We start from the raw sequence: 12,219 nt of genomic DNA on the forward strand, positions 1-12,219 counted from the left end.
GGGAGGTGGCTTGCTCATAAAGACCCTCTAACCGCATAGATTCACGTTGTGAATCGTCCATAGTCAGAGTTGTGCAACAATGCCAGTTGCGACACCACAGCGAGAATGACCATGGTCAGGCTGGGCGGGATCACCTGCGCGATAGAGCCCGCACAGGCGATAAGCGCTGCACCGAAATCGACGTCGTAGCCTCGGCGGCGCAGCTGCCCGAAATGCCGGTGAAGAACCCCTGCTCGGCCACGGTCATGGTCTTGCGGAAGCTAATGGACTGGCCGGGAGCGTAATTATTCTGTGTCATCCGGGTCTCTTTGGGTTTGGTACTGCGAGGGCGGCGGTGTTAGCGTGAGTGGCAGCCAGCCACACACCACCGGAGTTCAGAGGTAAGATGAAGCCACGGCAGGCGCTCAAAGCGTGAGCCCGCGTTTGATCACCGAACGGGCGATCAGCATGCGGTGCACCTCCGAGGTGCCATCGTAGATGCGAGTGACGCGGGCGTCGCGGTAGATGCGTTCGAGCGGGAGTTCCTTGGTGACGCCGTAACCACCAAAGACCTGAATCCCACGGTCTGCGACACGGCCGAGCATTTCGGAGGCCTGCACCTTCACCATCGAGACCTTGTCGCGGGGGTCCATGCCGTGATCGACTTCCCAGGCGGTGTTAAGTACCATCATTCGCGTAGCAAAGATATCAATCGCGCTGTCGGCGATCATCTGCTGGACCATCTGGAAATCCCCGATCGGCTGGTCGAACTGCTTTCGCGTGGCGGCATGGTCTCGCATCATCTCGAGCACCCGAGATGCCATGCCGACCGCGCGCGCGCCGATGTGGCCCAGCCGAATGCCCCCGACATTGGCCATCATGACCTTGAATCCCTCGCCCACTGGGCCGAGAATGCTGTTCATCGGAATGCGGACGTCGTCAAAGGTGAGTTCGGCATGGCCGTAGCCACGGTGCCCCATCATCTTCTGGTTCCGAACGACGTTAAAGCCGGGGGTATGCTTGTCGACGATCACCAACGTGATACCACCGCGCGCGCGTTTCTCAGCATCGGTCACGGCCATGACAATGACGTAATCCGCGATATCGCCGTCCGAAATGAAGTGCTTGGTTCCGTTCAGAACCCATTCGTCGCCATCGAGACGGGCGTTCGTCCGGATCGCGGCGGCATCGGACCCGGCCTCCGGCTCGGTGATTGCCATGGCGCAGATCTTGTCGCCCTTGACGGTTGGATAGAGGTGCTTTTCGCGCAGGTGTCCCTCGAAGGTCTCAAGCATCGGATAGACCTGCCCAAAGATGCGCCGGATCAGCGCGTCCGAAGTCTGGCCCAGTTGCTCCTCGACAAGACACATGTCGAGCACGCCAAGGCCCCCGCCCCCGACCTCCTCGCTCATGTTCAGTGCGTAAAAGCCCAGTGCCTGCGCCTCAGCCTTCACTCTTGAGAGCTTGTCGGCGGGGATGACGGTAGTCTCCTCAGTCTCGGCCTCCAGCGGTTGTACCTTCTCGCGCACAAAGCGTCCTACGGCCTCCGTCACCATCTTCATCTCGTCAGAGATTGTAAAATCCATCTGCTCGGTCCTTTCAGCGGCTCAGGCGCGCATCTTGTCGGTCTGGACGACCACGCCAGCAGCCAGCAACGCGTCGATTTCCACGCCAGTGAAGCCGACTTCCGACAGCACTTGACGTGTCTGACCTCCCAGTGGTTGCGGGGTCAGGCGTAGGGGCGGCGTTTCGCCGTCGTAGCGAACGGGGTGCGAGAGCATGACCATGGGCGAACCGCCCTGAGTATTCGCCTTAGTGAAAGCCTTGAGGTGCAGCGCCTGCGGGTTCACGCGCAGCGCGTCGTAGTCCTGAACGACCTCGTGCCAGACGCCTGCCGCAACCAGCTTGCCAACCGCCTCTTGGGTAGAGAGGCACGCCATGCCGGAGGCCACGGTGCGGGACACCTCGCCACGCCGGTCGAAGCCGTCTTTCTCAGTGAATTCCAGGACCTCCGGCAGGTCGAGCGCGCGGGCAAGATCGGCAGGCTTGGACATAGAGATCATAACGTGGCCGTCCGTCGTGGCATAGATGCCGTAAGGCGCGGGGCTAAACCAGTTGGCCATGCCGTCACTGCCCCGGGGGCCGGAACGATCAGCGCCGTTCATCCATGCTGTGATCGACTCGCCCTGAAGGTCCATTGCGGCCTGGAGCATGTTGACTTCGACCCGGCGGGCCTTGCCGGTCCGCTCGCGCTCGAACAGCGCGGCGATGATGCCGGCGACGGTCAGTGCGGCAGCGTGATGATCGATGGGAACCGAGCCCACGGCGACAGGTCCGTGCTCCATGCTGCCTGTATGCGCGGCGAGACCCGACATGGCCTGTAGCAGCACATCCTGACCAGGGCGCTTGGCATAGGGGCCGTCCGCGCCAAAACCTGTCGTCGCTGCGTAGACGATGCTTGGATTGACGGCGCGCATCTCGGCTTCGGACAGGCTAAGTTTTTCCATCGTCCCGGGGCGGAAATTTTCCATGACGACATCGGCGGTGGCGATCAGGCGCTTGATGGCAGCGACGCCCTCGGGTGCCTTCATGTCCACGGCGATAGAGCGCTTGTTACGCCCGGTCGTTATGTGATTCACCGATGTGTCGTCGACAAATCGATTGCCCACAGCCCAGTTGCGCTGAAAAGCGCCGTTGAGCGGCTCCACCGCGATCACGTCCGCCCCCAAGTCTCCGAGATGCTGCGCAGCTGCGGGTCCAGAGAGGAAGTGGTTGAAGCTCAGAACCCTGATGCCGTCGAGCGCGCCCATGATCATCTCCATGCTGTGTTGCAGCGAGACTAGCCCCGGGACTGTCGGCTTGGAATATAGGTAACTATGCTAAATCAATGCTCGAGAATTTGAAAACCCTATAGTTTGCTGGCAGGTGATGTAGGCGTGCCTGGTTTTTCTAGCTCATGTCGCCAGATGACGGATACATTGGCGTATCGAGGTGACGTCGAGATGCTCTTCGCGTCTCTCAAATGCATTCTTGGGCTGGGACGCCTGCGATTACGCGGCCTGAACGAAGTAAATAACGAATTTCTACGCGCCGCCACTGCCCAAGACCCTGGCAAATTTGCCGAGATGCTTCCCGCACCGCGGCAAACCAAGAAAGCCCGTTTACAAGGGTACCTGAACCGTATTCGAGGACTGACTTTCCGCAGTCGTAACACCTATTTTTATCAATAAAATAAGTTGATTACTGGATTTTTCTGTGCAGATCATAAATGCTTCTCTGGACGAAAATCCCAGCTATCAGTCACGCGCCGGATCAGAGATTTGGAGGAATGACGACTAGAGCAGCGAGAGGTTGTCGGCTCAATTTGAGGTGCATCAATGCGGTGGGAAGATTTACAGGGTTAGTGCGAAATTAAGATCTTATTGGAGCGCGACCATGGCTGACAAGCAACGCGAAATCGAAACTACACTTGGCGTTGGTGGAGCCCGCCACACAGTGCCGCGTTGGGTTTATTACCTTGTGATTGCTGCAGTCGTTGCCGGTGGTCTTTATTGGTGGAACACCGAAGCGACGACGCGCCGGGCGGTGACCTATCAAACCGAAGCTGTCAGCAGGGCGGATTTGCAGGTCACTGTGACCGCAACCGGTACGATCGAACCGACCAACCTGGTTGAGATTTCCTCTGAACTGTCAGGTACGATGGAAAAGGTTTTGGTCGATTTCAACGACACGGTGTCGGCCGGGCAGGTTCTGGCGCAACTTGATACCACTCAGCTGGAGGCACAGTTGGCGGTTCAGAAGGCATCGCATGCAGTTGCGCAGGCTCAGGTAGCGAATGCGGAGGCCAGCCTGCTCGAAGCCACATTGCACTACGAAACCGTCAAGCAACTGGATGACCGCGGTATCACCACGCGTACGAACATGACTGCGGCAGAGGCAGAGCTGGCGCGGGCAAAGGCGGGTGTGGCCAGTGCCAACGCGAACCTGGACCTGACTCAGGCTCAGCTTGATGCGCAGCAGGCCGAACTGGCCAAGGCCTGCATCTGTTCACCCATCAACGGCCTTGTGCTGCGTCGTGATGTCGATGCGGGGCAGATCGTGGCGGCGGCCCTGTCCGCGCCGGTTCTGTTCACCATTGCCGAGGATCTGTCCAAAATGGAACTTCAGGTCGATGTATCCGAGGCGGATATCGGCCGCATCAAGGCAGGCGACACGGCGACCTTCAGCGTCGACGCCTACGATGAACAGACTTTCCCGGCAGTGATCTCGATGGTGCGGTTTGCTTCGGAAACCATTGACGGCTTGGTCACTTACAAAGCGATCCTGTCGATCGACAACGAGGCGCTTTTGTTACGCCCCGGCATGACGGCGACAGCCGATATCACCGTTGCCGAATTTGACGATGTGCTGGTGGTCCCGAATGCGGCACTGCGCTTTGCCCCGCCACAGGTGGTGGAGGATACGGAAGACGAGAAATCCGGAGGCGGCGGGCTTTTGGGCCTACTCATACCATCGCGCGAGGGCGAGGATGACCGGGTGCGTTCGGCACGCACCGTCTGGGTGCTGCGGGATGGCGTGGCTGCGGAGGTGCCTGTCGAAAAGGGCGATACTGATGGCCGGATGACTCGTATCCTGTCGGGAGAGATTGCCGAGGGTGACCTGGTGATTGTCGACATGACCGAGGGCAACTGAGGTGGCGGATACCCCGCCCCTGATCGAATTCCGCGATGTCGCCAAAGTCTACGGCCATGGCGAGGCCGAGGTGCGCGCATTGGACGGTGCGAGTTTCAAGATCGAAACCGGGGATTTCGTGGCGATCATGGGGCCTTCGGGTTCGGGAAAATCTACTGCGATGAACCTGATTGGCTGCCTCGACAGGCCGACTTCGGGTGACTACCTTTTCAATGGGGTGCCCGTTTCCGGCCTGGATCAGGACCAGCGCGCGCTGCTACGGCGGAACTACCTTGGGTTCGTGTTTCAGGGCTACAACCTACTGGCCCGCACTTCGGCGCTTGATAACGTCGAACTACCCTTGATCTACAAGGGAATAGGCCGGACTGAACGCAGAAAACGCGCGCTGGAAGCACTGGCCAAGGTGGGCTTGCATGGGCGCGAACACCATGCTCCTTCCGAGTTGTCCGGAGGCCAGCAGCAGCGCGTCGCGATCGCGCGGGCGCTGGTTGGCAATCCGGATCTGATCCTGGCCGATGAACCGACCGGCAATCTCGACACCAAAATGTCCCGCGAAATCATGGAACTGCTCAGCGGGCTGAATGAACGGGACGGCATGACCATCATCATGGTCACTCACGAAGAGGATATGGCCGAATACGCCCACCGGTTGATCTGGATGGTCGATGGCAGGGTCGAGCGGGATGGAAAACCGGCAGGCGGAGGCTACAGACGATGATTTGGGAAACCATACGGCTTGCGGTTCAGGCGATCTTTCGAAACACCATGCGGTCGGTTCTGACGGTACTAGGGATCGTTATCGGCGTCGCCGCCGTCATCGCAATGGTCACGGTCGGCGAAGGGTCATCAAGCCAGGTCACGGCGGATGTCGAAAAACTGGGCACCAACATCGTGATGGTGATGCCTGGCGGTGATGATCAGGGACCGGGTTCAAATTCGGTTGCAAAGGCTTTCACGCTTCAGGACGTGGATGTGATTATCGACCAGATCAGCCGCGTTGAAACTGCGGCGCCTTATGCGCAAACATCGATGACGGCGATCTACGGGTCCGAAAGTGTCAAGACGCAGATCGTCGGCACCGACAACCGTTATCTAGTGGCGGTCGACTGGCCGGTGGTACTCGGACGCCAGTTCCTGACCAGCGAAGAAACCTCGGGCAAACCGGTCTGCATTCTGGGCGAAACCGTGCGCCAGAACCTGTTTGGCAACACCAATCCGGTTGGTGAAACGATCCGGCTAAGCTCGCTAACCTGCGAGGTCGTGGGCCTGCTGGAGGCCAAGGGGGCGTCGTCCTTCGGCACGGATCAGGACGACGTGATTGGCCTGCCAATGAAAACCTTTCAGCGCCGCGTGACAGGCAACACTGACGTTGCGATGATTTTCGTCGCAGTGCGGGATGGCCAATCGACGGAACGCGCCATGATCGAGATCAAGGCTCTCATGCGCGAACGACGCCGTATCAGCGAGGGCGAGGATGACGATTTCACGGTCATGGACATGAAGCAGATCGCTTCGATGCTGACCGGCATCACGAACGTGCTGGCGGGCCTTCTGTCTGCGGTGGCGGCGGTCAGCCTTCTGGTCGGCGGCATCGGTATCATGAACATCATGCTGGTCTCAGTTACCGAACGCACCCGCGAAATAGGAATTCGGCTGGCCGTTGGCGCCCAGTCAAGCCAGGTGCTGATGCAGTTTCTGGTTGAGGCAATTGTCCTGTCGGTAATAGGTGGCCTGATCGGCATCGTTCTTGGCCTGGTGCTGGCGGCCTTTGCCTCAAATCTGATGGCGATCCCGTTCGAGCCAAACCCGGTTGTCGTGGCTGGCGCTTTCGTGTTCTCGGCGGCGGTTGGTGTGATCTTTGGATATTTCCCGGCCCGCCGCGCCGCAAAGCTCGATCCCATCGAAGCCCTGAGGCATCAGTAGGCGTTGTTGCAGAACTCTGGCTGCCAAGGATTCGCATCGGAAACCGTGCGGTTATGGTCGGGCGCACTGAAGGCGCAGGGCTGGATACCACGCCCGCAGTGGGATCGTGGCAACACGACACGCGCCCCCTTTCGCGCATTCTCAGGTCAATGTCGGAGCGTGGTATATCGAGATTGAGCTTGATCGCGGCGAAACAGCAAAGAGGCCTTCCGCAAGGCTGTGGCGAAGGCCGCTACGCGGTCGCCAAACGCATGCATAGAGCAAAGTTGGTTCGCCACACCGTCGCTCTCGTCTCTGCAGCGGTGTGTTTCAGCTGGACCTCACATGCCGCAAAGAAGAGAACGTGTTCAAAAATCCGCAGGTCTTACAAACTCCATTCGGTAAATGGGAATTTGGAGTTGGTCGAATGCCACGATTGTCAGCTTTTCCGACCACGCGAAGAGGTCTGACACCCCTTCCAGTTCCTTACCATTCCCCAGAACCCTTGGCGCGCTCATCTTCACAGACGAATAGTAACTCTCAAGCGACTGCTTTGAGGTCCAGTTTCCCATCGACACAGGCTGTTCTTCCAGCCAGGTCAGGACATTAGGCACAAGTTCGGTGGCGTCCAGAACGACCGTCTGCTGCGGATACATCAACGCGGAAACGTTCGCCGACAGGTTGCCATAGTCGGGCCCCCTCAGGTAAAAACGGAGCGAATTGACCTGCGGCTTGGCCGATATTACCGCCAGATCCTCTGGCGTGATCGCGAATGTTTCAACCCGGCCGAGGTCCTCAATGATCGCTTCCGGATCGCCCCACAGCCTTGCCTGCCGTTCAGTCGAAAATGCCCCGATGTCGCCCAGAACCATGGTCGCCGTGCCATCCAGGGATGCGTGTTGAGAGTCGGGATAAAGGCTGAATCCCCCGTCTTCAGCCACATAAAAGCGCTCGAACTTGATCCTGACGTGATCCGCGATCAGATCCATGGCACGTTGCTTCTCTGCCTCAGACGCGTCGGCCCAGAAGTACCGAAGCAGCATGCGGATGCCCTTGGTTGTCGCAATATTCCAATCGTGCCACTCGTCGAGCGCATCCTCGGGCGGCAACGGTCGGTCGATCACGCCAAGGGTCGTCGCGAACAATCTGTCGCGGTATCTCAACGGGTAGGCATCGCGGATGTGTTCGCCGTTCCTGTCGACGAACACTTTGATGATCGAGGCCGTGTTGTTCAAATCCAGCCGGGCAAGTTGGCCGGTCCCGCGCAATTTCGGCCCCCAATAACCAGTCTCCGGATCCTGATTTTCATAGAGCCAGTCCAACAGGGTGGCCTCATACACTTCGGAAAATTCGTAAAGCCCACTCTCGCGGATCACGCCTTCACCGTTCACGGAACTCGCAAGGCTTCGCGCAAAGACAAAGGTCGTTTCTGGAAACCTGTTCCCGAGCCAGCCGATGTTGGACACATCATCCAGAAAGGCCCGCAGCTTTTCCGGCGTGTTGACTTCGTCAAGGTAGCGTAGTGGATATTTCAGTTGCACCGGAGAGCCCGTTTCCCGTGCCAGAGTGGCAATGTGGGCGACAACATTTTCGGTAGGTTCGTTGAACGTGCAATATGGAAACGACTCGTCCATGAAAGCGCCGGTCTTCGGGTTCTGGAGGCCCAGATAGAATTCCAGTTCTTCCTCCGTGCTCGCAAATTGCGGCACCTTGTTCAGACCTGCCCTGTTGCTCAGCCGGGAGTGAAGTTGCGAAAGTGTCGAGAGCGCTTCAAGATAATGCCCCTTATCCAGATAATAGACGATCCCCATCATCTTGAACTCAAAATCGGCCATGTAGTAGCCTTCTTCGAGCAGGGCTTTGTTCAGTCTGAACAGGTCTTTTCCCTGTGACACGGTTCTGAACATAACAAAGCCGCCGGCGAGCAGAGTTGCGGCGAGAATTGCCACCGAAACGAGCACCATTTTTTTTCGGGAAAGGAACATCACGGTACCACTTTTCCTGAAAAGGTTTGACCAGATCGTCGAACCACTTAGCTGCCCGCAAGCGTATCGGCACCAATCGTCGGATCTGGCGCAAGATCCATCCCGGGATTTACGAGGAAACACTGGAGATCCGGGGCGTCGAGGTTCAGCTCCGCGTGGCAATTCTAAACAGTGTCACCACCCTCGGCATACCCGTCAAAAAAGCCGCGGGACAAGTGTGTCCGGGGAAAGAAGAAATGCGGCCAGTATCAGATTTGCGCAATAGCGCCGATCCGCCATAGATAAAACCGGCGCTTGGGTCGTTAAACTCAAGCGCCGGTGCAAGATCCATTTGAGCCTTATTTCTCTGCGGCGAAATCACCGTCAAAAATGGCAGCCCCCAAGGTCCCAAAGGCAGTTCCTGTGATGCCCGCAACTGGATCGGTGCCATCGGTGACGAAGTCGCCATCAAGCCCGATGTTACTTGCGAAGGTGTTGCCGCCATTCGTCAGATCGCCGGTCAGCGTTGCCGAAATTTGAGTATTAACACCTGGCGCTGTTGGCGCGATGACACCGCCGGTATCGGTCAGTGTCCCCGCATAGGCGCCATCGGTTTCGTGCATAAAGTTGGTTGCAGTGACGGAAGCCGTATTTGCCCCGAAATCGGCAGCAATGGTCAGGTCACCAGCCAAGCCGCTGCCCCCCAGATCCCCGGCGATCGCGCCTGTATAAGTCGCATTTGCGGCGGTGTTGATATCCACCGAAGTGGCCCGTGCAGCACCGGAATATTTGGTTTCAAGATCCGTCAGGTCCTGTGTCAGTTCTGCATAGGTTGGCGGGGTTACCACCACGGCCCCCTCATCGGTCGACGATGAAGAACTGCCACCACATCCCGCCAGAAAGGCGAGAGACGCTACGCAGATCATTGGTATTATGTGGAAATTCATTGCGTTTCCTTCCAGTTTAATGAGTTAAGATTGCTTTAGCCCAGGGCGAGGCCGGGATCCGGAATGAAGTCATCCACTGTCAAATTCGCAACATCGAAGGCTCGCAAGATCATGATGTCTGCGCCCGCCGTAACCATCACGTCGCTAGTACGGTAGAGGGCGATTGTGACATCGGCGAAATCAATGCCGTCGAGTTGAATCTGGTCGATGCCATCTTCAAAGCCGTAGACGAAATCGATCCCCGTACCCACGCCGAAGACAAAGTCATCCGCACCCGGCCCGCCATAAAGACGGTCAAGACCCGCGCCGCCATCCAGAACATCATCCCCAGCCAGAGCATAGATATAATCGTTTCCGGCCAGGCCATAGATGATGTCGTCGCCAGTCGTGCCGGTAAGAGTTTCCGAAGCACTGGTGCCGGTGATCACGTTGGGCTCGACCGGACCGGGATCGACACCTTCGGACGGGTTGGTAATGATGAAGCTGTCCAACAGGCTCAGACCTTCGCCCGCATCGAGGGTCGCACCAACGCCGAGCGCGGCTGCTACACCAGTCAGCGTCGCGACCAGTTGGCCGTCAACCGAAATGGTCAGATCATCACCCGAGACACCCTGCACGATCAACGCGGCCGCTTCGACTGGAAGGTCGATGTCGAAATCGGCCAGAGAGTCGAAGCCGATCAGACCCAGTTTATCCACCCCGACCTCAAAGTCGACGACGACGCTGGCCGTGATGACATCTGTCAGGGTCGTTCCATAGGAGAGCACAAAAAGATCCGCGCCCGCGCCTCCGGTGAATTCATTCAGGCCGACTCCGACCAGATAGTCATCTGCCGCAGTGCCAACGATAGCCGCCCCCGAGGCGTAGATTTGAATTTCTTCATAATCCACAAGTAGTTCGGTGCTGTAGAGCGAAGCAGGTTTGATGTCACCCTTGATGTAGAATGCCACGTCGAAATCCTCGGTCATGTTCAGACCGTTGATCGAGACCTCACCGGAATTGTCTTGCCAGCCCGCGCTGATCGAAAGCGGCGAGATTTGGGTTTCCCAATCCAGCAGGTTGATGACGGTCTGGGTCTCTGCGCCGACCTCGTACTTTTCCTCGCCCTCCTGAACAGGGGGCGGGTCGCTCGGGTCGAGCGGGATCGTCACACTGGGAAGGTCCTGCCCGTATTTGTCAGGCAGCAGGCGCCAGCGCGGACCGGTGATGTATTCGGTGCCATCGGCGCTCAGAACCGGTTCGAACGGTTCGCGATCCATCGTTGTGTACCACTCGTTGGTAAAGCCAAGCTCAAGATCTTCGGCCATGGTACCAATCAGATCCGGGATGGACCCGGAGACAGCGGCGACCAGCATGGTATCGCGCAGGATCGTACCGGCTACATAAAGTGTCCCGTCCCCGGCATAGTAGTCATCGGTCGAAGCCCAGACAGTCCGACCGGTTTCGCCGTTGTAATTCTCGATCACCTCGTAGGTCGGCAACGTCCCGATCGCGGATTCGTTTTCGTAATCTTCGGGCCGGATCTGATCGTTCGGGTTGTTGGTGATGGTGTGGTGGGTCACCAGTTCCGCAGACGTAATCTTATAGAGTTTTTTCAACGAACTGAACAGATCAAGCTCTTTCCACTCATCTGGTGTTTCGAGATGGGCTTCAAGGCGCACATCATTCGGTCGTTTGATCGTGTTGCCCCAACGATAGAGCAGTTTGCCGTCATCCTTCATGGTGACGGAATAGTCGTCACCGTAGGCAATGTCGTACGCAATCGTGCTTTCGTTCGGGTTCAGCAAATCCTTGATATCGACGACACCATCGATATTCACGTCCTCGACAACGACCGGGTTACCTTCGTACAGAGCCGTCCCATTCACCAAATCAGCAACATATTGGCCGTTATAGGCGGGATTCAGGCTTAGCATGATGAGATTGTCGTCGAGCTCGTACAACGCTTCAGTATCGCCCGGATATTCCTGGTCCGACAGAACGTGCTGCATAACCGAATAATGCTCGGTCGAGGCCTTGACAGTGTTGCCGCCAAGCCCGGCCAGCCAGGTGCCCAGAACCGCAGGTGTCTTGAACGTATCGGTCGGGGAATCAGATATGACGACCCCGGCCTGCACTCCGCCGACCGTGAAATCTCCAGCCCAGCCTTCGGCATAGTCGCCATCGATGACTTTGTCCTCGGCACCCACAAAATCGGTAACGTAGAATCCGAACTCGCTATCGATCGGATAGAGGGTAACACCCTCTTTGGTCACCTTGGTCCCGTTTGTTCCCGTGAAGTCCACGATGCCACCATCAACACCCTGAGTGGCACCATCATAGGTCCCGGTGATGTCCGCAGTGCTGAAAACATGCGTTGATGTGAAATCTGGATTGGTGTTAAGCGGCTGGTCGAAATCTAGTACGTTGCCTGGGTTTATTGGTGTAGCCATGGGTCCCATCCTCTCCTCTGCTTTACTGCTGGCGTGGTGGAGAACATGAAACCTCACACTTGCCTGCTCATTCTCCACGGCTAACACGCTTGCGGATGTTTGAATGTGATCTAAATCAAGTCATTAAAGTTGATCAATAATCTCAACAAAAAACGGCAATGCTCATTCAATGCATCGCATCATGTGGGCGACAATTCCACACCGCTGGGGCATTGTTGCACAACTCTGACTATGGACGATTCACAACGTGAATCTATGCGGTTAGAGGGTCTTTATGAGCAAGCCACCTCCCGCCCGCTACCG

10 protein-coding genes and 1 pseudogene are annotated in these 12,219 nt (G+C 57.5%); 4 read left to right on the forward strand and 7 right to left on the reverse strand.

What is annotated here, in order from left to right; genetic code table 11:
• Positions 1-41: 41 nt before the first annotated feature.
• The 4 genes from CHB75_RS21500 to CHB75_RS20660 all read right to left on the reverse strand — a co-directional run bounded on the left by CHB75_RS21500 (position 42) and on the right by CHB75_RS20660 (position 2,789).
• A complete protein-coding gene (locus CHB75_RS21500; RefSeq protein ID WP_342745328.1) occupies positions 42-203 on the reverse strand; it encodes a TRAP transporter large permease subunit in 162 nt (53 codons plus the stop codon).
• The gene (locus CHB75_RS22255) at positions 131-298 is read right to left on the reverse strand and encodes a hypothetical protein (protein WP_245841094.1); all 168 of its coding nucleotides are present in this window, start codon (positions 296-298) and stop codon (positions 131-133) included. The genes CHB75_RS21500 and CHB75_RS22255 overlap by 73 nt, the downstream gene beginning before the upstream one ends.
• Positions 299-404: 106 nt before the next feature.
• Positions 405-1,565 (reverse strand): acyl-CoA dehydrogenase family protein, encoded by a 1,161-nt coding sequence (locus CHB75_RS20655; protein WP_089274005.1) that lies wholly within the window; start codon positions 1,563-1,565, stop codon positions 405-407.
• A gap of 21 nt (positions 1,566-1,586) precedes the next feature.
• The gene (locus CHB75_RS20660; protein ID WP_089274019.1) at positions 1,587-2,789 is read right to left on the reverse strand and encodes a CaiB/BaiF CoA transferase family protein; all 1,203 of its coding nucleotides are present in this window, start codon (positions 2,787-2,789) and stop codon (positions 1,587-1,589) included.
• Between the two features lie 177 nt (positions 2,790-2,966).
• Here CHB75_RS20660 and CHB75_RS22260 point away from each other — a divergent pair.
• The 4 genes and pseudogenes from CHB75_RS22260 to CHB75_RS20675 all read left to right on the forward strand — a co-directional run.
• A pseudogene (locus tag CHB75_RS22260) lies at positions 2,967-3,137 on the forward strand (IS5/IS1182 family transposase); the annotation flags it as partial.
• 277 nt (positions 3,138-3,414) lie between these two features.
• The gene (locus CHB75_RS20665; protein WP_089274007.1) at positions 3,415-4,671 is read left to right on the forward strand and encodes an efflux RND transporter periplasmic adaptor subunit; all 1,257 of its coding nucleotides are present in this window, start codon (positions 3,415-3,417) and stop codon (positions 4,669-4,671) included.
• Between the two features lies 1 nt (position 4,672).
• On the forward strand, positions 4,673-5,389 hold the full coding sequence (locus CHB75_RS20670) for an ABC transporter ATP-binding protein (RefSeq protein WP_089274009.1): 717 nt from the start codon (positions 4,673-4,675) through the stop codon (positions 5,387-5,389).
• The gene (locus CHB75_RS20675) at positions 5,386-6,594 is read left to right on the forward strand and encodes an ABC transporter permease (protein ID WP_089274011.1); all 1,209 of its coding nucleotides are present in this window, start codon (positions 5,386-5,388) and stop codon (positions 6,592-6,594) included. Before CHB75_RS20670 ends, CHB75_RS20675 begins: the two co-directional genes overlap by 4 nt.
• Before the next feature lie 347 nt (positions 6,595-6,941).
• Here the strand turns inward: CHB75_RS20675 and CHB75_RS20680 are convergent, their stop codons facing one another.
• The 3 genes from CHB75_RS20680 to CHB75_RS20690 form a co-directional block, all read right to left on the reverse strand.
• Positions 6,942-8,561, reverse strand: a complete 1,620-nt coding sequence (locus CHB75_RS20680) for a hypothetical protein (RefSeq protein WP_217898818.1) — start codon at positions 8,559-8,561, stop codon at positions 6,942-6,944.
• Positions 8,562-8,896: 335 nt separating this feature from the next.
• Positions 8,897-9,484 (reverse strand): hypothetical protein, encoded by a 588-nt coding sequence (locus CHB75_RS20685; RefSeq protein ID WP_141135164.1) that lies wholly within the window; start codon positions 9,482-9,484, stop codon positions 8,897-8,899.
• Positions 9,485-9,519: 35 nt separating this feature from the next.
• Positions 9,520-11,916 (reverse strand): calcium-binding protein, encoded by a 2,397-nt coding sequence (locus CHB75_RS20690; protein WP_089274017.1) that lies wholly within the window; start codon positions 11,914-11,916, stop codon positions 9,520-9,522.
• Between the last annotated feature and the right edge of the window lie 303 nt (positions 11,917-12,219).

Origin of the sequence: Puniceibacterium sediminis (genome assembly GCF_900188035.1) — a bacterium.
GTDB classification, from domain to species: domain Bacteria; phylum Pseudomonadota; class Alphaproteobacteria; order Rhodobacterales; family Rhodobacteraceae; genus Puniceibacterium; species Puniceibacterium sediminis.